The sequence below is a fragment of the Secundilactobacillus collinoides DSM 20515 = JCM 1123 genome, assembly GCF_001435975.1.
Lineage (GTDB): Bacteria > Bacillota > Bacilli > Lactobacillales > Lactobacillaceae > Secundilactobacillus > Secundilactobacillus collinoides.
This window is the reverse complement of the sequence record NZ_AYYR01000013.1, coordinates 153923-177967: the sequence shown is the minus strand read 5'-3', so window position 1 is coordinate 177967 and position 24045 is coordinate 153923. Positions and strand designations below refer to the sequence as shown.

The following is a 24045-nucleotide window of genomic DNA, read 5'->3' as shown; positions in this document are numbered from 1 at the left end:
TTAAATCATACGCAGAGTTAACACATGGATTAAAAAAATGAAACAAGTGGTATAGAAAAATCTATGGCAACCGTGAGCCACTCAATTCCAGTTCATATTCATCATTCACAAATCCAACGGCTGCATCACTGTCCAACAGTGCCACCAAGAAATCAGCTAGGCCATCACTGGTGTTGTATTTGTCAAATACTTCACTGTAGTCAACGTCGTGGTCCAAGTTCTTTGCAACGCGCTGAAATTCAGTTTCGGTCGCGTTGGGTGCTAACACTTTGGCCCGCATAGCTAACCCCCTGCGTTGCAATTCCGAATCTAAGCCCTCAGTCAGTGCGCCGACAAAGAATTTCGTTGCTGAATACATTACCGTATTAGGCCAGACATGGTAACCCGCACGGGAGGACACGTTAACCAGCTGCACATCTTCGGTTTCGTGGTCCTTAGTGAACAGGGTCGTCAGCACTGCGACAGCTTCCGAATTCGTCTGCACCATCTGGGTGACTTCTGTCAGGTCGTACTCGTCAAGGGCCTTTATCTTACCGAAGCCGGCGTTGTTGACCCAAACCTTGATTTGGTACTTATCATTGATCCGCTGATACATTTTCGGCAGGTCAGAAATCATAGCAAGATCCTGTTGTACTGTGACCACAGCAACATCGGCATGCACGGTTTGAATTTCATGTTTCAGCGCCTTTAATCGGTCCAATCGGCGGGCAACGAGCACGAGGTTATAACCGAGTCCCGCAAATTTTTTTGCTGAGGCGGCACCAATGCCGGCACTAGCCCCCGTGATGACAACATAGGGCTGGTTTTGTTTTGTCATGTTAATCATCCTTTCTTTTTCACTAACACGCCATTCAGTCTACAAGCTGAAGTTGGCTACAGGTCAACCATTTAGTTGCCAAAAAAAGATTCCGGGGCAGGGGTTCCTCGAAATCTTTTAGAGTGACTATTTTTGAATTAATTGTAAAACGGCTTCGCCAACGCCCTTGGCTGACTGTGGATTTTGCCCTGTTACTAACCGGCCATCCGTCACAACGTATTCCGTGTACGCGTCATGCTTGGTATGCACAGCACCGGCAGCCTTTAATGCATCCTCAGCCAAGAACGGCACGTCATCCGTTAACTGATTAATCGCTTCTTCTTCGTTCGTAAAACCCGTCAGTTGTTTGCCGTTGATGAAGGGCTTGCCATCGTCACCGTCAATGGCTAACAGCCCGACCACCCCGTGACAAACGGCCGAAACGACACCGCCGTTATCGTAGATTGACTTTGCGATTTTACCCAGCGGTTTGTTTTTGGGAAAATCCCAAACGGTCCCGTGACCGCCCGCAAAATAAATCGCATCATAATCGCTGGGAGTCACGTCAGCTGGTTTCAGGGAATGGGCGAGGGCGCGGTTACGAAAGTCAGCATCCGTATAAAATTGGTTATTGATAGCGTCTAACTGATCCTCGGCCAGACTTCCGGGGTCCACGGGAACGTAGCCGCCTGCTGGACTGACGTAGTCCACATCGATCTGGTTATCGGTCATGACCTTATTGAAGTGGGTTGCTTCGCTGAGCCACACACCCGTTGCCCGGTTCAAAGTATCAAACTTCGCGGTGTTCGTTAACACAATAAGTACTTTTGTCATCAAAATTGCCTCCTGGGGGATTTAGGTTATTTATTGTAAGCAGATTTAAGATTACGCTAGCTTCATAACCGATAGCAAACATTTTAACTCTACTTAGAAACATTCTTCTTACGGGAAGTAAGTGTTTCATCCGACATCTTTTTGTAAAACTGTTGTCAGACGAACGATATCAGCATGTTTGACCGCCACCGCAAGTATCATTCACATTCTAAATGACAGTGGGGCATCAATTGTATTGCGCTCCCCAAATGCTTAACAGTGCTGATAAATAAATGCAATTACGATGTTACATTTCTGGCGTAACATGATCCTCAATCGCACAAACAACCGTGCATGTATCATGATTAAATTTATCAATTGAGGAAGTGTCTTCGTTTTGAAGTTTCGAAAATTCGCATTAAAGATCGGCGCCCTGGCCATGTTGGCTTTTGCCGCCGTTAGCTCAACAAGCCTCACCCAGGCCCACGCGGCCACTACGGCAACGGTCGTCAGTGAATCCAGCATGACCCCCGCCACATACGTTCGCGCCTCATCCAGCGGTGCTACATACAATATCAGTACCAGCGGCACCACGGCAACCTTCAGTAGTGCGACCCACTACCTGAAAAATTACCCAAGTACGACCTGGGAAGCCACGAAAAAAATGACCTTGAAAAAATCAAACGGCAGCGAGTATCTCTACTACTATGTGACTAACAAGTCCGGCACTGTCTCCGGCTGGATCTGGCATCAATATTTGAAAGCGGGAACCTCATCGGCCACCGTTTTAGGATACGCTGAAAAAGAACTCGGCAAATCTTATAGTTACGGTGCAACAGGGCCCAATTCATTCGACTGTTCCGGCTTAGTCCAGTACGTCTACAAGAAGGCGGCTGACAAGACCCTGGCGCGGACCGCCCAGGCACAGTACAGCGACTACACTCACGTTAGCAGTTCATCCCTGAAGAAGGGCGATTTAGTCTTCTTTGGGACCAGCACCGGCAGCATCACCCATGACGGCATCTATGTCGGCGATGGTAAAATGATCGACGCGCAAGATGATGGCGTCATTACCGAATCGATCACCGCCGCCTGGTGGCACTTGGTCGGTTACTCGCAACCGGTCAGTCTTTCCTAGTCAATCGACATCAATTACGATCACTCGTTTATAATCGATAACCACTATCTTCCGGTCTGCCATGTTGGAAGATGGTGGTTTTTTGTGGAAAAGAAGTCAAATTGATTGACTTAGAGTTAACTCAAGGTCGTATGCTTATAACCGTAATTAAATAAGGAGATGTTTTGATGAGTATTTTAACAGAAACTTTTACGCTTAATAACGGCGTCAAGATCCCTAAGGTCGGCTTCGGCACCTGGCAGATTCCCGATGGTGACACAGCTTACAACGCTGTTGCGGCCGCACTGAAGGCTGGCTACCGCCACATCGATACCGCCTACGTCTACGGAAACGAAAAGAGTGTGGGCAAGGCAATCAACGAGTCCGGCATCGCACGCGAGGACATTTTTTTGACTTCCAAGCTGCCCGGTGAAGTAAAGGATGCCAGTCAAGTGGCAGGCTACTTCGATAAAACAATTAAAAACTTGGCAACGGATTATCTGGATCTTTATCTGATTCATGCACCGTGGCCATGGGGCCAAATCGGTACGCGTTTTGATAAGGAAAACGTGGCGGTTTGGAAAGAATTGGAGAAACTGTACAAAGCCGGCAAGATTAAAAGTATCGGAATCTCCAACTTCGATGCCCATGATGTGAAGAACCTGTTGGACAACACGGACATTGTGCCGGCAGTAAACCAGATCCAGTACTATGCTGGTTTCACGCAGCCCAAAAACACCGCGTTTTCACAGGATAACGGGATTTTGGTTGAAGCCTATTCGCCATTGGCAACCGGCAATCTGCTGCATAACCCGACTATGACCAGTCTGGCTGACCAGTACAAGGTCTCCGTTCCGCAATTGGCCTTACGGTTTGTCATTCAAAATGGCTTGCTGCCGCTGCCAAAGGCGACGTCTCAAGCGCATATTGAAGCGAATGCTGAACTTGACTTCACCATTAGCGAGGCTGATATGGCAACATTAAATGCCATTCAGGACGCAGCCCCGACTCATTTCCACAATCCAACGCAAAAATAATAGTGCGCTAAAGCGCGGTCTCATCGCAATTGATGAGGCTGCGCTTTTAATTTTGCACACCAATCGAATAAAACTGCTTGAGCTGTAGCTAACTACAGGGTGTAGGCTTCAACATGTTGTTCATTACTGGTCACAGAAAAGGAGTTCTTATGCTAGCAATATTAATCGGGTTCATCATCGGTGTGGGAATGCCCATGCAAACCAGTATCAATTCACGATTACGGTCATCAGTTGGTTCACCGTTTCTCTCGTCATTCGCATCGTTTGGCGTGGGCACGATCTTTCTCGCGGTCATTACCCTGATTGAAAGTCATACGCTTGGCGTCAGCTTGTCGCTTTTTACATCCCAGCCAGCCTGGATATGGCTGGGCGGATTATTCGGCGTTATCTACCTGACCAGCAACATCCTGCTGTTTCCCAAACTCGGCAGTGTGCAAACGGGCATCATGCCGGTGCTGGGCCAGATTCTCGCGGGACTGATCATCGACAACTTCGGCCTCTTTGATTCACCAAGACGCGCGTTGACGGTCACAAGAGGGATCGGCGCACTCTTGGTGCTAGCAGGTGTGATCATTACCGTTGCTGCCAAGGGCTGGCTCGAGCGGCGGCACAATCGGATTTTAGAGGATGCAGAAACTGAGGCTGCAACCAAGCAATCCGGGCTTTGGTTCTGGCGTGTCCTCGGGGTGATTGCCGGGATGTTCGGTGCCACCCAAACGGCGGTCAACGGCCATTTAGGCAGCGTTCTAGGTTCCACGGCTCACGCTGCGTTCGTTTCGTTTTTCGTCGGGACTTTAGGACTGATTATTTTGGTGCTGCTCCTAAGACCAGAACTGAAACTGAGTGCCCCAGCCGGCAAACGTAATCCCTGGTGGATGTGGATCGGCGGTGTGATTGGTGCCCTTTACGTCCTCGGTAACGTGTATTTGGTGCCGATCGTCGGTACTGGACTGGCCGTTGTTATCGTATTAGTCGGGTTAATGACCGGCAGTTTACTGATTGACCAATTCGGCTGGTTTGCGTCAAAGAAGAATCCAATCACCGGAATTCAGTTGGTTGGGCTGTTAGTGATGATCGGCGGCGTGGCCCTGATTCGGCTCTTTTAATGGTACACTGACCTTAACAGGATATAGGAAGGCAGGGAATTAACATGGCGACTTATTCAATTGGCGAGGTTTCAAAACAGATGGGGTTGTCGGTGGAAGCCATCCGCTATTATGACCGCGAGGGTTTATTACCGTTTGTCAAACGTGATAGCGGCGGTCGGCGGCAATTCACTGAGGATAATATTCAGCTCATGCAGATGATTATGGGTCTTAAAAGAGCCGGCGTGCCCATCAAAGACATTGCGTACTTTGTGTCCTGGCGGCTGGATGGTGACGATTCGCTGGGTGAACGCTACGACTTTCTCAACGCCCACGAAAAGGTGTTGGAAGACGAAATTGCGTCACTGGAAAAGTCCTTGGCCTATCTGCGGTTCAAAAAATGGTACTACAAAACGGCCAAGGCAGCGGGCACCGAGAAGATCCATTTGAAGGCCGGCACCACCCAAGTCGATCCGAGCACGTACGCTGAGTATGATCAGTTACTAAAGGAGGGGCATTCGGCAAAGTCTTTAGGTGATGACTAGCTGCCGAAAGCGCGATAATGCTTTTTAGAATGGCCCCATTACGGGTCCACACAATGATTTTAATTATGGTTTCAAGGACGATATTCTGCGTTCTGAAACCACTTTTATTTATTAATGGACAAGTGTTCATTAATTTCATTGACCAGGAAATCACCGTCAGTCAAACGCTTACAACGCCATCGTTTTGGGTACATTTTCTGTTGACTCGATAGTCATTGACTGGCTGGTTTGGTCATTCTATACTTTAGGCATCAAGATAGATACCGGCAAAGAACGGTATCGCTGAGGGGTGAGAATGATGAGTGACATTTTAATGGTGGATCATTTACAAAAGAAGTTTGGTAAGTTTCAGGCTTTGAAGAACATTACGATGACGATTCACGCGGGGGAAGTCTTTGGGTTCATCGGGCCAAACGGGGCCGGTAAATCCACGACCATTCGAACATTGTTGGGCATTCTGCGGCCAACAGGCGGTTCGGCACAGATTTTTGGGATGGATGTGTGGCAGGACGCCGTGGCGATTCACAAACGAATCGCGTATGTTCCTGGCGACGTTTACCTGTGGCCTAATTTGACTGGCGGCGAAGTCATTGACCTGCTGCTGCGGTTGAACGGCCAGCAGCACTCGGCCAAAACTGATCAGCTGATCAAGGACTTCGAGCTCGATGTGTCAAAAAAGGCGCGGACTTACTCCAAGGGTAACCGGCAAAAAGTCGCCCTGGTTGCCGCCTTCTCCAGCGATGCCGATTTCTATATTTTTGACGAACCAACGAGCGGGTTGGATCCTTTGATGGAAGAAGTTTTCCAAAAGTATGTTTTAGCATTGAAGGACGTGGGTAAAAGCGTTCTGCTGTCCTCACATATTTTAAGTGAAGTGGAACGGATGTGTGACCGAATCGCCATTATCTGAAAGGGTGAGATCATTGAAATCGGCAGCCTGACTGAAATGCGTCAGTTGAGCCGGTCCACGATCACGGTCACGACAAAACAGCCGCTGGCCGACATTGCAAACATGACGGGTGTGCATCAGTTTGACGCGAAGACGCCGACCCAGGCCGTATTCTCGGTTGATTCTGAACAGGTGGGAAGCATCATGGCAGCCCTTGGCCAGCTTGATATCGTTCAACTGCAAAGCACGCCGCCGACCCTGGAAGATCTCTTCCTGCGTTATTACAACGAAGAGGGTGATGGCCATGACAGCAAGTAAACTGACTGGCACAGCCGCCTTATTAAAACTGAATTTACGACATGACAGGTTTAAGATCCTGTACTGGTGTATTGGTCTTGCCGGGTTGATGACCGCGGCAGCCGCAAAATTCGACAGCTTGTATGGTTCCACGAAAGCGATGAACGCCATTATTGCCACTTTAAAAACACCTGCCATGGTCTCACTGCTGGGTCCCTTTAACGGTACCAAGCCCTACACGGTAGCGATGGTTTACGCCTCTGAAATGATGGTTTTCATGGGGCTGTTCGCTGCTATGATGAACTTGTACTTTGCGGTTCATGCAACTCGTTCACAGGAAGATGACGGTACGACAGAGCTGTTGCTGGCACATGCAGTTGGTCGGCAAAGTCCGCTGGTCGCAGCCGTTTGGGAACTCCTGCTCATTAACTTGGGTGTGAGTGTTCTTGAAGTCCTGGGACTACAGTTTTCTGGAATGACCGGTGCGGTTGCCGCTGGTAATTGGCTATTCGGTCTCGGTTTGGCTGCTTTTGGGTTCATGTTCGGCATGTTCGCGCTTGGCTTCAGTCAAATTGTCAATAACGCCCGCAGTGCCACAATTTTGAGCTACGTCTTTCTGGCAATCGTCTTCATCGCTCGAATGGGGACGGATGTTCAGAACACGAAATACACGTGGTGGACCATTTTTGGCTGGATCGAAAAAATGAAACTGTACACCAAAAATGACTGGACGCCCGTGTTATTGATGGTCGTGCTCAGCGTTGTGATCGGTTTAATCACGTTGCTGGTCGCCACGCGCCGTGACATTGGAGCCGGGTTAGTCGCACCGCGCAATGGGCGGCGTCAGGCCAGCATCTGGTTACGTGGGCCATTAACGTTACTGATGCGTTTGGACCGGGTCAGCACCGCCATTTGGATCATTGGGCTAGCACTCTTGGGTGCCAGTTACGGGTCGATTTTCGGCACCGTTGGCGACATCGTTAAAACCAACCCGATGATGGGCAAAGTGCTGGGTACCACCGCTGTGAACACTGCCAATAAGGCCATCATTCTGGGCCTCTCTAACAAACTGTCGATCATTTTTGTCGTCGTCGCCTCGATTCCGCCGTTAATTACGTTGTTGAAACTCAATACCGATGACAGGAAGGGATATCTCGAGGCCCTGCACGCAAAGCCCGTTTCACGACTACGGTTATTCTTGACGTACACTGGTCAGGCTCTGGTCGTCTGCACATTGAGCTTTGCCTTGGCCGTCTACAGTATGGCCGCAACTGGGAACAGTTCGATGGCCCACATGCCCGTTTCAATTGGGCAGCTGATGCGCGGCTTTATCGGGTTTTGGCCATCCTTGCTGGTCGTTTGCGGTATCGCCGCATTACTAGTTGGCGCCCTGCCAAAATTTCAGAGTGTTGTTTGGATCATCCCAGTCTACGGCGTTTTATCACTGTACCTGGGCGCGCTGATTGATCTACCGAAATGGGCCCAGCACATCTCACCTTACGGGTGGGTCAACCTTGTGCCAACCCACGCGGTTAACTGGACGACATTCACCTGGATGACCATTCTTGGAATAGCGTTGTTTATCATTGGGTACGTGTGCTACCGGCGCCGTGACCTGACCATGAATTAGAAGGGGGGCTTAACGGTGGCAGCAAGACCAAAAGCAACGGTCAAGGGGGAAATCCCCAAGGATCCTGAAAAGATCGACCGAATTTTAACCAGCGCCCTCCATGAGTTTGCCCAAACCGGCTTTCGAAATACGAAAACTGAGGTGATTGCCAGTGAAGCCCAGGTGTCAAAGGGGCTGTTGTTTCACTACTTCGGCAGCAAAGCGAACCTCTACTATGAGGTCGCCAAGTGGTCGATCAGCCGCATGAATGACGCGGCGGACTATAACGTGTGGCAATCCGCCCCCAACTTGAAGGTCATGATTGAACGGGCGATGCGTTATAAGATCAAAATGCAGCTGGACTACCAAGATGAGTTCGCATTTTCCATGGCATTGTACGGCGGTACCGGCAACTTGCCAGAAGCACTGGCAACAAAAATTCAAGCCTTGTTAGAAGACGAAATGAAGATGGCCAGTACAGATTTGGCGGGACCCGTACTTTCGCGAATGGCAATGCGGGACGGTGTCGATGTGACAACGGTGAAGGACTTGTTTCTGATGATGACAGATCTGATTTCGGATAAGGCCCAAACCTATATGACCACGCATCCTAACGCGAAAATTGAAGACTTTGAGTGGCTGGTGCAACAATCATTAACCTACATTGATGTGCTGGAGCACGGCTTCTTAAAGTGAGTCGGTTCTATAAGAGTGATAACAAAAGAACGCGTGATCCAACAAAGGATTACGCGTTCTTTTTACCGGGTATAGAAAAAGACTGCTACTAAAGAAATGGTCTTTCATACATCTTTTTAATCAGTACGACAACACTAAAACCACCTAGTTTCTGTACAGAAGGCTAGGTGGTTTTAGTTTATTGAAGTTGGACTGCTAACTGAAAAAATTCAAAATAATCACAGCCTGCAAGTCAGGATGTCTCACGTTGTATTGTGGTGCCTTAGCAATGTTCAGACAACAATGAACAAGTTTCATCGCGTAGTCGATGGGTAATCCACTTACTATCGGCAGCGTTCAGTGAATGACTGCAGCATGAAGGCATCGGTCATTCACAGCTGTACTGGCGCTGTTAATGTGCACTTCGAACATCAAGTTCACAAACAACCTTTTTGTAAGCCAGTTTTTGAAAAAACGATTATAGACTCAACCGGGTGTATGATTTTTCGTATTTTAAACGCCATCGCGGACGCAATTAAAATGCGTGAAAACGTGTTGGACACTGCTGAATCGGACACTGTTAGGTGAAACTGTGAATTGGTATTGAAAAGGGGGTCAACAATGTCACCATTAGTGAGTGACTATGCGTGTTTTCTGAAGGGGTCAGGGGCAATCCCGAATGTCTGCGGTGACGCGCGTCTGGCTACATGTGGCTTATTCAAACCGCCAGTGCAGCATAACTGTTCAAGTGTTGTGTAAATCTGAAGACTTAAGTCGATTATTCTAATGAACCTACTATAGCGCATTAAGGTTAACTGACTGTTGTTTCCAAAGTTTATCCTGAGCTGCAAACAGTCCTTTTGGCATCGCCTCCCTTGATTGAAATGATAAGTATTGATTTGAAAGACAGTCGCGTTATGTTCAGTTTGTGCGGCTATGCAAATTTGTTTCGACAATGAATGATTGCCTTTAACCGCAAGTAATCAGCGTCACTTTGGAAATTGCGTTTCATGTTACCAGTTAAATTCTTCATAGTAATACTTATTAGCTGCAACATGTTGCTGTTTTAGTACATGAACCCAGTTTTTGCCCAGGGCGTATGGTCCCGAAATGAGAAATGTCGAACGATTAGCACGAATAGTCTTGAGCTCATCTGCCGGCGTGAATCGGCCAGTTTGGATATGGACGGTTAAATTTGGCCGCGTATTTGCCCAATGATTGAGCTGGGACACATAAAGCTGATCATTTGAAGCATGTACCGCGTAAAACAACGTCATATCTCGTTCAGGATGGGCATCGATAATGGCAAGCATCGGAACAATGCCAGTCCCACCCGTGATGAGCACCAGGCGGTCACCGCTATTTTCTGAAATCAATGTATTAAAGCGGCCGTACCCACCATCGACTTGAATGAGTTCCCCAATATTTATTGCTTGGATTTTTTTTGTGAAATCCCCATCACCACGAATTGCCAAAGTGATGACGTTATTATCTGTGACCTGATTGACCACTGAAAATGGGTGTAATTCTCTCAAACCAGATTGGTGTGGTATTCTGATAAAAATGTAATCACCAGCCTGAATTTTTCTAAAATTGAGGTGGGGAACTTGAATCTTAAATTCAAAAAAATTATCCTTTAATTCTCGTTTGCTGATCAGCTTTCCGGCGGGCAAGAAACGATAGTCATGAATCTTCTTGACACAGTATGCAATCGCTGTCGCGGCACTGTATAGATCGAACAACAACATGTAGGCGTAAATATTAGTCATGTAGCCAATCAGCTGGACGTGAATAAATACAAGTATCACCGCAATAATGTTAAGCCGGTGCAGCCAAACGGATAGCTCGTGGTGAAAAATGTGTTCCAAAACCTGTTTCAACATTGCCAGCGGTCGGATGCGAGCAGTCAACCAGCCAGCCATAAACAGAAGCGAATAAATCAGCAGACCAAGGAAGATATCAAACTCCCAGTCTCCGGTGAGTCTGATGAGGCCATGCGACCCTAAATTTGTCTTATGAAGAAACGCGAGCCCAATCGCAAACATACTCAATATCCCGTGAATGAGATACACATTTGGCAATCCGATGAGTCTGTCTAACCATTTTGGCCTTGTGCTGAGGTATATTGCCACTAAAAACCACACATAGGCAATTGAGCCCAACTGAATCGCGAGCGCATCGGACGCGTGGCTTGCAGGAAGCCCTGCGCCCAATGTTAGGATAAGTGGAAGAGGTACTAGAAATAAAATGGTAGACCAGGTTAATCCAAAAATATAAAAATGTTGTTTTAGCATGGATGATCACTTTCTAATATGATTTTTTGACGTGGCCAAAAAACTAATGACAGTTTAAGATTCTGCATGGTTCAAAGCATCTTGCAGTGAGCCCGTGAAACCTGTATAGGCTTCGCTTGTGCCAGGCACCAGTTTGATTTTCGCGCTCTGAGCTTTCAGCACCTCAGCGATATAAATTGACAGAGTCCGCGCGTTGATTCGCTTTGTAATACCGCTTGAATTGGGAAAATTCAACACATTAATTTTGCTGATTTTGCCATTTTTGATTACTGCTTGTGTTTGCACGATCCCCCTGGGTGTCGTCATAGAGGCACCGGTAAAAGTACCATTTTTATAATTGTTTGAGTGCTTAACGACGCCGCTTGGCAGACTGTCAGCTGTCATTGAAGTGCGGACACTTGCCGTGCCCGTCAGATGATTTTTAACGAATAAGTAAAAACCGTCTGTGCCAATCACCCCGACAATGGCAATTGCCAATAAGGTTGTTGTGATATGTTTCAAAATCATTGACTTCCTTCGTGATTAATTTTGAATCGTTTCTGGTCATTTTAATAATGAGTAATGTGATTTTCTTGATTTCAATAAGTTCATCATATCGGTTATGAAACGAGGCAAAAAGAGGGGATAAATAAGATGCATCTGAGAAATTTTCATATTAAGTAGTTTGTCAGCCACAAGCAACGTTTTTAAAATAAAACGTTGTGGTCGCGCTCTTTGCTAGCGCTTTTTAAACCACTGTAAAATATTTATGACTGAATTAAAGCCAATTTTTGCTGCGAATGGGGTAGATTCTGTGACAGTTCAGTAATGCTGTTTGTTAGCTGCAGAAAACGTCAGGATTTAATCAGGTCTCCTAGAAAAAAACAACCCATCAAACACATTGCGCATGTGTTTTGATGGGCCTTTTGGGGCTGGCGAGGTCATTTATTCGAACATAGGCATTAAATGAGCGCCAATATCTGCATAAATCATCATTTAGCACTGATAAGCCTTTACGCCTTAACCGAACCTAAAAATTCAAAGAAAGGCTTAAGTCTAATATGGGGGTGATGGTCAAAACTTATCACCCAGCAAAAACGCATGACAGCAGGTATCACAGCCATTTGTTCAGGATGAACATCTGACTGTGATTTTTTTTAATAATTTGTCGCCCCTCAGATCCTCAGGTAGCATTAGGACAAGTTGTTACCCCGCAAGCGTGTCGGCGGCGCGGGTGGCATTCACACAAATCCCAAACGAGGTGACCGGAATGACAAAAATCAGTATTGAACTCAAACACGTTTCCAAGCGGTACCAACCCGCATCGTCGCTCTTTAAACGAAAAACAAGCTCACCATTAGTCCTAAAAGATATCAACCTCATGATTCCCACTGGCGAATTTCACGTTTTCCTAGGCCAAAGCGGCTGCGGAAAATCTACATTGTTAAATATCATTGCTGGTTTCCTGCCGAAAACGGGCGGCGAAGTTTTAGTGAACGGCAGTGAAGTAACCGAGCCCGGCAGTGACCGGGGCGTTGTGTTTCAAAACGCGGATGCTGCGATATTCCCTTGGTTGACCGTTGAAGAAAACGTGGGCTACGGCTTGAAGATGCAGCATGTGTCTGACAAAGACCGCAAGCCAGTGGTCGAACGCAGCTTAAACTTGGTTGGTCTGGAAGAACACGCCGACAAATATCCTTACGAATTGTCAGGCGGGATGAAACAACGGGTTCAAATTGCGCGCAGTATCGCTAACGACCCCAGTATCCTGATTCTGGACGAGCCCTTTGGCGCACTGGACGCCCAGACCCGTCGTACCATGCAAAACGAATTGATCGACATTTGGCAAAAAACCGGCAAAACGATTTTGTTTGTTACCCATGATATTCAGGAAGCGGCGTACCTCGGTCAGAAGATCAGCATCTTTTCGCGGTCGCCGGAATCACACATCGCCATTACTATTCCGGTTGACCGGCCCTATCCGCGCAACGTTTACTCGTCAGAAAATGAGCAGTTAGTCAACACACTCAACCAATACTTTGAAGTAGGAGGACCCGTCAAATGAAAGCAGTACGCGTAAAAAATTTAGAAGAATCAACACCAATCACTGACTCCGTCCATCAGGCTGAAGCGTTGGGTGCAAAGGCGGAAGCCGGCATCGGGACCCGCTTAAAGGATGGGTTCTTGTTTGTGGCTAAGCGAGGACTGCTGGCGTGGGTGTTGCTGCTGGTGGTGTGGCAAATCGCCGCAACCGTCATGGGTGGCAGCTTTTTGCCAACGCCGCTGAAAACACTGGCCGGAGCGCAAGAACTCATTAAATCGGGCACCCTGCAGAGCGACCTGCTCGTCAGTCTCTTCAGAATCCTGTGCGGGTGGTTGATAGGGACCATCATTGCCGTACCGCTCGGGCTGGTCATCGGGCAATTCAAAATTGTCCGCTGGTTGATCGAACCGCTGATTAATTTCTTCCGGTTCGTCCCAGCAATTGGGTTTCTGACGCTGTTCCTGTTATGGTTCGGTGTTGGTGAAGTTTCGAAAGTGGCCTTGATCATCTACGCCACAATGTTTCCAATTATTATCAACACGATTTCTGGTGTCATTGCGATCGACCCGTTAAAAATTGAATCTGCTCAGTCGCAGGGTGCCTCAAAATTTCAGATCTTCTATAGCGTCGTGATTCCGTCATCGGTCCCCAGCATCTTTACCGGGGTTCGGCTAGGGTTAGGTGGGGCCATCATTGCCATTGTCGCGGCTGAAATGCTGGCGGCCCAAAACGGGATCGGGTATTTGATCTATACATCACGGCTGTATTACAGAACGGATTGGATCTTTGTCGGGATCTTTATTCTGGGATTCATTGGCTTTCTCTCAGACACACTGTTGCGCTTATTTGGCAACGTAGTTTTAAAGAAGTACGGCATTTCTGACAGTCGCCGGACAACTAAATAGGTAAAGGAAGGATATAGTGTCTTGAAAAAAATAATCGTTTGGGTCGTTAGTATCGTGGTCGTCATAGGAATAATTGTTGGCGCCATGTTCGGCCTTAAAGGCAGCAGCTCTTCATCCAGTTCCAGTGGCAGTAAGACCACAGTTCGGCTAGGACTCATGACCAACTCGGATGGTCAATACTTAGCTGCTATCGCTCAAAAAGAGGGTTACTTCAGCAAATACGGCATCAAAGTAAAGACTTCGACGTTCTCATACGGCATCGAATCCGTAAACGCCATCACCACCGGCCAACTTGATATTGGTTACGTGGCGGATTTTGCGGCACTGAACCGATTCGGCAGTTCCAGCAAGAGCAGTCTCAAAATGTTTGCCAAACTCTCTAGTTCAAGTGGGAGTGGTAACAAACTTTATGTCGCAAAGGGCATTAATTTCCTCTCTGATTTAAAGGGCAAAACAATTATTACCAGTAAAGGTACCGATACAGAGTATGTGGTTGCAAGAACGCTCAAGAAGGCCGGCTTGAAATCAAGTCAGGTCAATCTAGTATCAGTTGAAACGGGGCAAGAAGCACTGGCCTTAATGAAGTCTGGGAAGGCGTCAGCTGTTTGGGCTTCAGGACAAAATGCGGAAAAACTTGCAAAAACCGGGAAATTCAGCGTACTGACCACCCAGTCAAAGATAACATCACCAACGCTTTCCTTTGCAATTTCAAACAAATCGTTCTTAAAGAAACATCCAAAAGCGGCTGAAGCCTATTTGAAAGCCATTAACGACGCGGTCAAACTTGTCAAAGCGCACCCACAAAAAGCAGCGGCCATCGTTGCTGCAAAGCTGAACGTGCCAAAGAGCACCGTGCTTGCGACCTTAAATAGCGAAAACTTTAATATTAATTTTGATAGCTCGACCTACAGCAGTCTCAAGACGATCTACAAATATCTCGATTCAAGCAACGAATTAAAACACACCTATAATATCAGCGATTATGTTGATACCTCAGCACTGAAGAAGGCTATCCCAAGCGCTTCAATTGCTGACAATTAACCAACAGCTCACATTCGAAAGGAGTCTTTTCAATGGGTTTTCCAACAGTTTATCCGACGGGAACGACCGTCTATGATCCAGAACAAGCAAATAATGGCTACACCGTTATTTCACGGGATGGCAAGACCGATATTATGACTATGAATGGCGAAGTGGTTTCGACCACGAAATTGAATCCAACCGGTGAATCAATCCAGGTGGCAACACAATTGTTCGCAAAATCTGGGTTCAGCAGTTTACCGGTATTAGATAGTCAAATTACAATTTGTGATGCCCAATCACGCACCGTTTGGCAATGGGTTGCAAGCGACCATTTTACAGAATTTGGCTTTGATACCACCGCAGAAAACGCCATTTACCGTTTGATTGAGGAAAACAGCCGTTCCGGTTGGCAAACGCCATGGTTAACCATCGAAAGCGTGCGGCGTCTAGGTAACAATGTTTGGTACGATGCCGGAGACAGCCGGTTTGACCCTGACAACTTGATCTTCAGCGCACCAAACGCCAACATTGTCGCCATTATTAGCTCGCGAACAGGTCATCTGGTTTGGCAGCTCGGCCCAACCTACACGAAAACACCTGCGCTCCGGCAGTTAGGCTGGCTGATCAACCCCACAAATGCCCAGTTGATTGATTCTACTTTACCTGGGGCGGGGAATCTGCTGGTCTTTGATCAGGGTGGTGCTGCCGGCTATGGTGCCGTGTCCGGATTATCGCGAGACGGTATCCATAATCAGCACCGGGAGTATTCGCGCATTTTAGAAATTAACCCAACAACGTTAAAAATTGAATGGCAGTACACGCCAACAGAAGCAGGCAATGTACAACCCCTCGATGCGTACAAACTATACAGCCCCCAATTAGGCGGTGTTCAACGGTTAGAAAACGGCAATACCCTGATCTTAGAGGGATTGTTCGGGCGTTTATTTGAGATCACGCCGGCGCATGAAACGGTTTGGGAGTATGTCAGCCCAGATTTCAAAACACTGGCTGGCGGGGCGAAAGTTAACCATATCACCGGCATGCAGCGGATTGCCTATGCGCAGTTAGACTTGCCGCGACCAAGCGAAAGGCCTGTGGCCCAACTCAACGTCACCAACCTGCGCGTCCCCGGCTCACCGAATGGCGCGAATGCAGGGAAGGTTACCGTGGTTGACGGGGTCGACCCGCAACGTCTTCGGGCCGTTCGCGATCCGCATTCAAAACAGAACCTCACAAAAACATCAGAACATGACTTCTGCGTTGTCACCTTTGGCGGCGCGGCTAAACATTAGGAGGACTTGTCTATGGGCTATCCAAGAATTTATCCAACCGGCACCACTCTGTATGATCCAAAAAAAGCCTATAACGGCTTAACGATTTTTCCTTCAGCAAAGGGCGCATTACTCATTGATATGGCCGGCAACGAGGTTCAATTATGGGCCGGGCTCTCCGGCTTTCCAAATAAGATTTTACCTGGCGGCTACGTGTTAGGGTCAACCGGCGAGCGCGATATTAAACAGGGTTATCAAGATGAGCTTAACCTCGTTCAGGTCGACTGGGACGGCAATATCGTTTGGCGGTATGACCAAAACGAAGAAGTGACTGACCCGGGTCAAGCACCCACACATATGGCGCGACAACACCATGATTTTGAGCGGGAAGGCTCGACCACCGGTTATTACGCTCCCGGAATGACACCGAAGTCTGAAGGCGGCAATACGCTGATGCTGACCCACGAAAATCTCTATAACCACAACATCACCGACAAACGACTGCTGGATGATAAATTTATTGAAGTCGATTGGGAAGGCAACCTCCTCTGGCAGTGGCGAGCGAGTGACCACTTTGACGAACTTGGGTTCAGTGAGACCCAGAAAAACGTCCTCTTCCGCGATCCCAGCATGGTGCCCGCGGGCGGTGGCATGGGCGACTGGCTACACATCAACTGTTTATCGACGTTGGGCCCCAACAAATGGTACGATGCTGGCGACGAACGCTTTAATCCGGACAACATCATCTGGGATTCGCGAAACGCCAACATTCTCGCCATTACCAGTAAGAAAACTGGTGAAATCGTTTGGCGGATCGGACCGAACTTCGATGATGTCGGACTCGGCCAAATCGTTGGTCAGCACCACTTCCACATGATTCCAAAGGGGCTGCCAGGTGAAGGCAACTTGTTATTATTTGATAACGGCGGCTGGGCTGGTTACGGTGCTGTCAACGGGGTATCTGAACACGGCACCCAGACTGAACACCGTGACTATTCCCGCGTGTTGGAAATCGACCCGACAACCCTTGAAATCAAATGGCAATACACCGCTCAGGATGCTGGTGAAGCGGACAATTCACGTTTCTTCAGTCCCTACATCAGTGCCGCCCAACGGCTGCCAAACGGTAACACAATGATCACTGAGGGTTCAGACGGTCGACTATTTGAGGTCACCCCGCAACACGAAACGGTTTGGGAGTACATCAACCCCTATTACGAAGCCTTCGAAGGCAAGACACTGAATATGACTTATCGCGCCTACCGCGTCCCATATGACTGGGTGCCACAGGTCACGGACCCGCAAGAAACGCCGATCCGGCAGTTAGTGCCAGCTGAATATCACGTTTAATCTGATAAACTAAAAAACCGTAACGCTTTTAAGCGCTACGGTTTTTTTGTGACTATATCATAAAAGAGAATACGATTGCCATCATATTCTCCAAATTTTATTATCAATGACTGAATGGCACGGTCAAATCATACAACCGACTTTATTTAAATCGTGACGTGACCGGTATTTTTTTTGATAAAAAACGTTCCCAAAATGCTAAACGGCAGTGCTTATGGCGGGTAGTATAATCGTTTTTTTTTATGGTAAAATAATTTTGGAGGTGGTTAAATGAAGCCCAATAAAGTTATATTTCTAGGTTTTTCTATGCTGATGGCAACGCTATTTGTCAGTGCTGATCAACCTGTTCATGCACAAGCAAAATCAGACGATGTGACGACCACAAAAACCATTAAAATAGGCAAGGTTACTATCCCGCGTGGCACAACGCTGACGGTCATGACGCAACCAACTAAGAAGAACAAAGAAATGATTACAGTCGCCTTGGATGACACAAATTATGCAATACGGCATCAAACAACCAAAACGACATTAACCTTTAGCGCTGTGAATACTGTTAAAGATGCACGATCCAAAGCTATATACGCCTATCATTATCTGGTGAAAGGAAAGGCAAATTTAACAAATTCTGCCTATAAAAAAGCACCAAGGTTAGTGTTGACTGTTAACGGGTACGCTGAATATTATACGTCCGGTAATTTGAATACTAAGCCGATTTCCTCAACCAAGCTTACTGCGATGCGTCATGCGAATAATATGACCTACTATTACGCGAAAACAAACATGCTTAAATTACCAGATAAACATATTAAGAGTAAGACAGGAAAGTATAATTATCGTTTGGCAATTCGTGCAAACAAAACTTCTGGCAGCTACTCAGTAGGAACGGTGAGAAATTATTTCTATACTCCGACTGGCAATGCTTAAATAGTCACTATCATTTAGTCGATCCGTCATCGAATCCGAAACTTGCTCAGCACTTACGCTGAAGTTTGAAAGTTAAAGATAAAAAAATCCTCGCTATTGCGGGGATTTTTTTAGTACACTAACTGCCACCCCTTGATCCGTAATTGCTGATACAATGTTTCAGCATTATGAAACGTACTGTCGATCAACTGACTGGATTTGCCCACAATTGTCAGCAGGGTCGCAATAATCGTATGCGTGACTTGTTCAACCGGCACCATCAGACTGTCCTTAAACCGGTACAGTTGCAGACCGCCGCTGACAGCGAACAGCAGGGCTGCCTTGACCTTGTTGTCATCGTGTTTGACGAAGTTGTTATCCGCCAGCCAGTTACTAAAGAAGGTCATGAAGGCGTTGAAGAGTTCGTTATTGGCGATGATTTCGGTCATTAGTCCGTTGACGGCCTTATTAGTTGAAATAAAATCAAAAAACATCAGTAAAAACGCGGTGAGGCGGGTGTACAGGTCGCCCTCCGGAATCGTTTTGAGCCACTGGTTGAAGTTGACGTTCATTAGATCTGCCATCAATTGGCTCTTTTGCGGGTAATGGTACTGCAGGAGCGATTTGCTGATTCCAACGGCATCCGCGATTTGTTTGTAAGTTACTTTTTTATAACCGTGTTCAATAAATAATGGCAGGCTCACGGCTAATATTTTGGTTTTTAACGGTTCAGTCGTCATCCGATGACCTCCTTTTGAAAAAATTAAGGTGGGCGTCACGCCCCGCGCTCAGTGGTTTTCAATAACTATCATATCATTTTTTGATTGACGTTGTCACGTGACTATACTAGTATAGGATTCATTCAGCAACTATACTAGTATAGTGCTCAAAAAGCAATCCAGAAGGAGCGTTTATATGACAATCGCAATCATAACAGACAGCACGGCGTACCTGACTCCGCAAACGGTCGCCCGTGCCGGTAATATTTATATCACACCAGTCTCAATTATTTGGGACGGAAAAACCGCTATCGATATGGCAACGATTACGCCCAAAGCGTTCTATGCGCAATTAGCGACCCGCAAAACGTTACCGACAACTTCAATGCCCAGTATGGGAACGGTGACTGATCTGCTGGCAAAGCTGAGTGAAACGGGGGTGACCGACGTCATCATGCTGCCGATGTCTAAAGGCATCAGTTCGTTTAACAGCGCGTTGACCGTGTTTGCTGATCAGCAGCAGCCGCAAATGCATTTAGTCGACACCAACAGTACCTGCGGGGGAAATGAAATGTTGGTGTTGCTGGCATCAAAACTGGCAAAGGAAGGGTTTGCGGTCAACGAGATTTTGACGGCTCTGGAAAAACTGAAGTCCTCGTTGCAAATCGAGTTCATCGTTAAGGACCTTAATTACTTAAAACGAACGGGGCGCATTTCGACCACTTCGCAGGTGTTAGGCAACCTGTTGCGCGTGCGACCGATTCTTGCCATTGACACTCAGGACTCGGGTGTCATTCGCCCAATCGCGAAGGAACGAACAGCGCAGCGTGCCCTGGCTCACATCGAAGCAGACCTGACAACGAGTTTGAAGGCTGCCCCTAAATTACCATACGCCGCCGTTGTGTTTGATGGCAACGCGCCGGATGAAAAACGTGCCTGGCTGCACCACTTGAAACACACGTTCACAGATGTTCGCTTCAGTGCCAGCGTCATCGGTCCTGGCGTCGGCTGTCATACGGGCGCCGGCGTACTCGCCATCGCTTGGGCCTATGACTGGCAAGTGTTGGTCGACCAGATGATAAGCCAGCGCTCACAGCTGCAAGTTCAAGCCTAGGAGGATGATGCTATGTTCTATCGTTTCGCACGCCAATGTGTGCACTTATACTTATTTTTTAAACTCGGACCAATCAAAATCCAGCACCGTGATCGTGCTATTATGAATCAGCCGTACATTCTTGTGGCGCAGCATCACCACGCCTGGGATGCCTTGGTATACGCAACAACGCTGGCCCCAACACCGTTTTTCTTCATGGCAAAGCAGGCACTCTTTAAGCAGCCATTAGTTGGTTGGCTTCTCCGCCGGCTCAATGCATTTCCAATCGACAGGGGGCAGCCTAACGTAGCAGTCTTAAACCAGACTGTTGACCATTTAAAAACGCGGCCGGAGTCCTTGATCGTGTTTCCAAGCGGGTCGCGCTACAGCAGTACGCTTAAATCTGGCTACCTCGTGATTGCCCATAACAGTGGGGCACCGATTCTGCCCGTCGCCATCCAGCATCAGGGGTGGGGACGCAACACACTGGTTATCGGTGACGCAATTCAGACCGATCCATCACAACCACTTAACCGAAAGCAGCGCGAACAAGCGACCTACGACCTCAACCAGACCTTCACAGCATTGGCTGAAGAAATGCCCGCTCGTAAATCCTGGCTGCCGGTGATCTTCTAATGTCAGAAAAAACAGGGATTATCATCTACGTGCTCTTGTTGGGGGCATACGTCATCGGGTCCATTCCCACTGGGGTATTACTGAGCCGCTTGCTAAGCAGAAAAGACGTGCGGCAGTTTGGCAGCGGTAATATCGGGACAGCCAATATGACACGAATGCTGGGATTGCCGGTGGGGTTGGTCACCTTGCTGCTGGACGCCGCCAAAGGCTACGTTGCAGTGTTGCTGCCGGTATGGCTGCATTTTGCTCATGCACCAGCGTTGGGACTTCTGGCGGGGATGGTAGCCATTGTGGGTCACGCGTTTTCGTGCTTTCTCCACTTTAAAGGCGGCAAATCCGTCGCCACCACTGCCGGCGTTCTTTTAGCTGTGGCACCTAAACTATTGCTGATCGCGCTAGGATTATTTCTGCTTCTTCTGGCAGTTTCCAGCATGGTCAGCGTCGCCAGCGTTGTCAGTTTATGGGGAACCACTGTCATCTGCGCAACAATGGGCCAACCGATCTTAGTTATTTTTATGATCCTGGTTTCAGCATTTGTGACAGTCCGACATCATGCGAATATCAAACGGCTGCTGTCCCACTCTGAACGCACGATTCCTTATGGCCTGGTGGCTACTTGGCAGCGTCGCCAACATCACGCTTAAAATTCCGCGACTAAATACTTGACTTAAAGTTCACTCGAAGGGCTACACTTGTCTTGTAAATCACAATCAAGAAAAGGGGTCGCATTATGAAATACACGACATTGGGCAACACCGACATCAACGCTTCAAAAATCTGCGTTGGCGCCATGAGCTTTGGGAAAGCCGGAACTATGCACGACTGGACGTTAAACGAGGCCGACAGTGAAGCGGTTATCAAACACGCACTGGATTTAGGCATCAACTTCTTTGACACCGCCAATGTATACTCAGCCGGTACCAGTGAAACTTACCTGGGTCAGGCGCTCAAGAAGAACGTCGCCCGGGACAAAGTCGTTATTGCTTCAAAGGTGTACTTTAATGAAGGCCGATTATCAAAGGCTGCCATTGCCCGCGAGATCGACGGAACATTAAAGCGCCTCGGCACGGACTACCTTGACGTTTACATTATTCACCGTTTCGACTATGACACCCCAATTGAAGAAACGATGGGTGCGTTAAACGACTTGGTCCAAGCAGGAAAAGTCCGGGCATTAGGGGCATCTGCCATGTACGGCTACCAGTTCCAGAACATGCAGCAGGTGGCTAAAGACAACGGCTGGGCACCATTTTCAACCATGGAAAACCACTACAATCTGCTGTACCGTGAGGACGAACGGGAACTGATTCCTATTTGCAAACAGGACAACGTGTCACTCATGCCATACAGTCCGTTGGCGGCAGGCCACCTGAGCCATTTGAATTGGCAAACGGATACGCTGCGCAGTCAGACTGACCGCGTTGCTATGGGCAAATATGATAAGGCTAAGGATCAAGACCTGGACATCGTCAAACGGGTCAGTGAATTAGCAGACAAGTACAATACCTCAATGAGCCAAATCGCGCTTGCATGGCAGTGGGCGAAGGGTGTCGCATCCCCAATCGTCGGCTCGACCAAGGTCAGTCATTTAGATGACGCTGCCAACGCGCTGAACCTGCAGCTGACAGCCGATGACGTGCAGTATCTTGAAGCACTGTACTTCCCACACGAAATCGTGGGCGCCATTGACCATAATCCGGATCAGGGTACCGTTTTGATCGATGAAAAGAAATAGCTGAGAAACTCACGATAATTGGCCGAGCCTGGGGGGTTACCCATTCAATTTGGATTTTCCACTTGAAGACAACAGACCAAGCTTTCAAATAATAAGGCACACTTTACATTTTGAAAACTAGGTCTGTTGTGACGTTGTGGGAAATTGAGTAGGATTAGGTCGGGCCTGATCAGACTACTAGTAGCAACGTAGATAGCAAGTTGTTGTGTTTTAAAGGCAATTTGCATTGCTGTTCATCACCATTAGTCCTGCTTTACGTGTGCAATTATTAGGGCTTTATGACAATGACTTGCTGCGACATCAAAACAACGCCCCTCATTCTGTACAAGGGATGAGGGGCGTTGTTTTGGGATGGTATTTCATTCGCACTTACTACTTATTCATCACTTATTTGCTGGCTAGAACGTCATCAACGTACTGACTAAATGATTTTGCCGGCCGTTCCATTACCGCATTGAAATCAAGCGGGTTTTCTTTGTAGGGATGATTGCCATGGTAAGCGGCAATCCGGCCAAACTGGTCATTCGCATGAACTGATGGAAAATCAGGAATAGGAATCATGTTTACCTTTAATGTTTGATTCGTTTTATCACAAATCTCTTGCGCATATTCTCGCGTTGTCCGATTGTCGTTTGTACATAAGTCAAGTGAGCAGGCGTAGTACTCGTCATCACTCAACAGCACTTTGACATTGGCGGCTGCGATGTCGTCCAAACTGATTAAGTTGGAAGGTTGATCAACTTTCATGAAACTGGTTAAGACGCCAGTTTCAAAGACACTGCCTGGTCCAGTCGGAAAGTGTCCTTCCATGTAGCCGCTTGGTTTGGTGATGGTATAGTTCAGCGTCGATCCCATCAACTCGTCTTCAATTTCATACTTCTCCCAGTGCTGAATCAATTCCATCACGGTATTTAAGCATGAAGAGAAAACAAAATGGGTGACGTTATTCTTTTTTGCAGCTTCGATTAATCTGGTTGCCATTGGCACCATACCTGACAGTGCATCGGGCAAGATCAGCAAAACTTTATCAACGCCGGCAACTGCCTTGTCAATAATTTCATCACGCCGAATATCACCGACGATAACTTCTTTTGCACCCAATTTTTTTAGTGGGGCGGTGTTTTTGGGATCCGGATCAACAGCTCGAACGTCCACGTTGTTGGCAGCAAGCAGTGGGATCACCTTTTGACCGATGTGACAAAACGATGCGGTAACTAGTACTTTCAT

The 24045-nt window shown here is 47.6% G+C and carries 22 protein-coding genes and 1 pseudogene; 17 read left to right on the top strand and 6 right to left on the bottom strand.

Going from position 1 to position 24045, the window contains the following annotated elements; translation table 11 throughout:
- Positions 1–61: 61 nt before the first annotated feature.
- Both FC82_RS03295 and FC82_RS03290 read right to left on the bottom strand, forming a co-directional pair.
- The gene (locus FC82_RS03295) at positions 62–817 is read right to left on the bottom strand and encodes an SDR family NAD(P)-dependent oxidoreductase (RefSeq protein WP_054758555.1); all 756 of its coding nucleotides are present in this window, start codon (positions 815–817) and stop codon (positions 62–64) included.
- A 126-nt stretch (positions 818–943) separates the two neighbouring features.
- The gene (locus FC82_RS03290; RefSeq protein WP_032821699.1) at positions 944–1630 is read right to left on the bottom strand and encodes a type 1 glutamine amidotransferase domain-containing protein; all 687 of its coding nucleotides are present in this window, start codon (positions 1628–1630) and stop codon (positions 944–946) included.
- Between the two features lie 376 nt (positions 1631–2006).
- Here FC82_RS03290 and FC82_RS03285 point away from each other — a divergent pair, with 376 nt between their 5' ends.
- The 7 genes and pseudogenes from FC82_RS03285 (at position 2007) to FC82_RS03255 (ending at position 8884) form a co-directional block, all read left to right on the top strand.
- Positions 2007–2747 (top strand): C40 family peptidase, encoded by a 741-nt coding sequence (locus tag FC82_RS03285; RefSeq protein WP_235809160.1) that lies wholly within the window; start codon positions 2007–2009, stop codon positions 2745–2747.
- Positions 2748–2914: 167 nt separating this feature from the next.
- On the top strand, positions 2915–3763 hold the full coding sequence (locus tag FC82_RS03280) for an aldo/keto reductase (protein WP_056996199.1): 849 nt from the start codon (positions 2915–2917) through the stop codon (positions 3761–3763).
- Between the two features lie 149 nt (positions 3764–3912).
- A complete protein-coding gene (locus tag FC82_RS03275; protein ID WP_054758559.1) occupies positions 3913–4869 on the top strand; it encodes a DMT family transporter in 957 nt (318 codons plus the stop codon).
- Positions 4870–4913: 44 nt separating this feature from the next.
- On the top strand, positions 4914–5393 hold the full coding sequence (locus tag FC82_RS03270; protein ID WP_056996198.1) for a MerR family transcriptional regulator: 480 nt from the start codon (positions 4914–4916) through the stop codon (positions 5391–5393).
- 295 nt (positions 5394–5688) lie between these two features.
- A pseudogene (locus FC82_RS03265) lies at positions 5689–6600 on the top strand (ABC transporter ATP-binding protein).
- Positions 6587–8209 carry an ABC transporter permease gene (locus FC82_RS03260; protein WP_056996197.1) on the top strand — a complete coding sequence of 541 codons (1623 nt, stop codon included), beginning with the start codon at positions 6587–6589 and terminating at the stop codon, positions 8207–8209. Before FC82_RS03265 ends, FC82_RS03260 begins: the two are co-directional and overlap by 14 nt.
- A gap of 15 nt (positions 8210–8224) precedes the next feature.
- Positions 8225–8884, top strand: a complete 660-nt coding sequence (locus FC82_RS03255) for a TetR/AcrR family transcriptional regulator (RefSeq protein ID WP_054758560.1) — start codon at positions 8225–8227, stop codon at positions 8882–8884.
- A gap of 992 nt (positions 8885–9876) precedes the next feature.
- Here FC82_RS03255 and FC82_RS03245 read toward each other — a convergent pair.
- Positions 9877–10935 carry an FAD-binding oxidoreductase gene (locus FC82_RS03245; protein ID WP_235809165.1) on the bottom strand — a complete coding sequence of 353 codons (1059 nt, stop codon included), beginning with the start codon at positions 10933–10935 and terminating at the stop codon, positions 9877–9879.
- Positions 10936–11211: 276 nt separating this feature from the next.
- The gene (locus FC82_RS03240) at positions 11212–11658 is read right to left on the bottom strand and encodes an FMN-binding protein (protein ID WP_054758720.1); all 447 of its coding nucleotides are present in this window, start codon (positions 11656–11658) and stop codon (positions 11212–11214) included.
- A 748-nt stretch (positions 11659–12406) separates the two neighbouring features.
- On the opposite strand from FC82_RS03240, the gene FC82_RS03235 reads away from it, so the two are divergent.
- The 6 genes from FC82_RS03235 to FC82_RS03210 all read left to right on the top strand — a co-directional run bounded on the left by FC82_RS03235 (position 12407) and on the right by FC82_RS03210 (position 18656).
- A complete protein-coding gene (locus FC82_RS03235) occupies positions 12407–13201 on the top strand; it encodes an ABC transporter ATP-binding protein (RefSeq protein ID WP_056996195.1) in 795 nt (264 codons plus the stop codon).
- The gene (locus FC82_RS03230; protein ID WP_082620159.1) at positions 13198–14085 is read left to right on the top strand and encodes an ABC transporter permease; all 888 of its coding nucleotides are present in this window, start codon (positions 13198–13200) and stop codon (positions 14083–14085) included. Before FC82_RS03235 ends, FC82_RS03230 begins: the two co-directional genes overlap by 4 nt.
- Positions 14086–14106: 21 nt before the next feature.
- Positions 14107–15126 carry an ABC transporter substrate-binding protein gene (locus FC82_RS03225; RefSeq protein WP_054758566.1) on the top strand — a complete coding sequence of 340 codons (1020 nt, stop codon included), beginning with the start codon at positions 14107–14109 and terminating at the stop codon, positions 15124–15126.
- A gap of 32 nt (positions 15127–15158) precedes the next feature.
- Positions 15159–16400: an aryl-sulfate sulfotransferase gene (locus FC82_RS03220; protein WP_056996194.1), complete on the top strand. Its 1242-nt coding sequence runs from the start codon at positions 15159–15161 to the stop codon at positions 16398–16400.
- A gap of 12 nt (positions 16401–16412) precedes the next feature.
- Positions 16413–17729 carry an aryl-sulfate sulfotransferase gene (locus FC82_RS03215; protein WP_054758571.1) on the top strand — a complete coding sequence of 439 codons (1317 nt, stop codon included), beginning with the start codon at positions 16413–16415 and terminating at the stop codon, positions 17727–17729.
- 270 nt (positions 17730–17999) lie between these two features.
- Complete coding sequence (locus FC82_RS03210; RefSeq protein ID WP_056996193.1) at positions 18000–18656, top strand: hypothetical protein; 657 nt, start codon at positions 18000–18002, stop codon at positions 18654–18656.
- A 110-nt stretch (positions 18657–18766) separates the two neighbouring features.
- On the opposite strand, the gene FC82_RS03205 is transcribed toward FC82_RS03210, so the two are convergent.
- Entirely contained in the window at positions 18767–19375 is a 609-nt protein-coding gene (locus FC82_RS03205) for a TetR/AcrR family transcriptional regulator (RefSeq protein WP_056996192.1), read from the bottom strand.
- Positions 19376–19550: 175 nt separating this feature from the next.
- Here FC82_RS03205 and FC82_RS03200 point away from each other — a divergent pair, with 175 nt between their 5' ends.
- The 4 genes from FC82_RS03200 to FC82_RS03185 all read left to right on the top strand — a co-directional run bounded on the left by FC82_RS03200 (position 19551) and on the right by FC82_RS03185 (position 22818).
- The gene (locus FC82_RS03200) at positions 19551–20468 is read left to right on the top strand and encodes a DegV family protein (protein ID WP_054758577.1); all 918 of its coding nucleotides are present in this window, start codon (positions 19551–19553) and stop codon (positions 20466–20468) included.
- 12 nt (positions 20469–20480) lie between these two features.
- Positions 20481–21083 (top strand): lysophospholipid acyltransferase family protein, encoded by a 603-nt coding sequence (locus FC82_RS03195; RefSeq protein ID WP_054758579.1) that lies wholly within the window; start codon positions 20481–20483, stop codon positions 21081–21083.
- Entirely contained in the window at positions 21083–21727 is a 645-nt protein-coding gene (plsY, locus tag FC82_RS03190; protein WP_054758586.1) for a glycerol-3-phosphate 1-O-acyltransferase PlsY, read from the top strand. The genes FC82_RS03195 and plsY overlap by 1 nt, the downstream gene beginning before the upstream one ends.
- Before the next feature lie 86 nt (positions 21728–21813).
- Complete coding sequence (locus FC82_RS03185) at positions 21814–22818, top strand: aldo/keto reductase (RefSeq protein WP_054758587.1); 1005 nt, start codon at positions 21814–21816, stop codon at positions 22816–22818.
- Positions 22819–23205: 387 nt separating this feature from the next.
- Here FC82_RS03185 and FC82_RS03180 read toward each other — a convergent pair whose 3' ends face one another.
- Positions 23206–24045, bottom strand: coding sequence for an SDR family oxidoreductase (locus FC82_RS03180; RefSeq protein WP_056996191.1), 840 nt, complete (start codon positions 24043–24045; stop codon positions 23206–23208).

Coding starts and splice junctions, on each gene's coding strand:
- FC82_RS03295 (WP_054758555.1), bottom strand. CDS start 817: ATGACAAAACAAAACCAGCCCTATGTTGTCATCACGGGGGCTAGTGCC.
- FC82_RS03290 (WP_032821699.1), bottom strand. CDS start 1,630: ATGACAAAAGTACTTATTGTGTTAACGAACACCGCGAAGTTTGATACT.
- FC82_RS03280 (WP_056996199.1), top strand. CDS start 2,915: ATGAGTATTTTAACAGAAACTTTTACGCTTAATAACGGCGTCAAGATC.
- FC82_RS03275 (WP_054758559.1), top strand. CDS start 3,913: ATGCTAGCAATATTAATCGGGTTCATCATCGGTGTGGGAATGCCCATG.
- FC82_RS03270 (WP_056996198.1), top strand. CDS start 4,914: ATGGCGACTTATTCAATTGGCGAGGTTTCAAAACAGATGGGGTTGTCG.
- FC82_RS03260 (WP_056996197.1), top strand. CDS start 6,587: ATGACAGCAAGTAAACTGACTGGCACAGCCGCCTTATTAAAACTGAAT.
- FC82_RS03235 (WP_056996195.1), top strand. CDS start 12,407: ATGACAAAAATCAGTATTGAACTCAAACACGTTTCCAAGCGGTACCAA.
- FC82_RS03230 (WP_082620159.1), top strand. CDS start 13,198: ATGAAAGCAGTACGCGTAAAAAATTTAGAAGAATCAACACCAATCACT.
- FC82_RS03220 (WP_056996194.1), top strand. CDS start 15,159: ATGGGTTTTCCAACAGTTTATCCGACGGGAACGACCGTCTATGATCCA.
- FC82_RS03215 (WP_054758571.1), top strand. CDS start 16,413: ATGGGCTATCCAAGAATTTATCCAACCGGCACCACTCTGTATGATCCA.
- FC82_RS03210 (WP_056996193.1), top strand. CDS start 18,000: ATGAAGCCCAATAAAGTTATATTTCTAGGTTTTTCTATGCTGATGGCA.
- FC82_RS03205 (WP_056996192.1), bottom strand. CDS start 19,375: ATGACGACTGAACCGTTAAAAACCAAAATATTAGCCGTGAGCCTGCCA.
- FC82_RS03200 (WP_054758577.1), top strand. CDS start 19,551: ATGACAATCGCAATCATAACAGACAGCACGGCGTACCTGACTCCGCAA.
- FC82_RS03195 (WP_054758579.1), top strand. CDS start 20,481: ATGTTCTATCGTTTCGCACGCCAATGTGTGCACTTATACTTATTTTTT.
- plsY (WP_054758586.1), top strand. CDS start 21,083: ATGTCAGAAAAAACAGGGATTATCATCTACGTGCTCTTGTTGGGGGCA.
- FC82_RS03185 (WP_054758587.1), top strand. CDS start 21,814: ATGAAATACACGACATTGGGCAACACCGACATCAACGCTTCAAAAATC.
- FC82_RS03180 (WP_056996191.1), bottom strand. CDS start 24,045: ATGAAAGTACTAGTTACCGCATCGTTTTGTCACATCGGTCAAAAGGTG.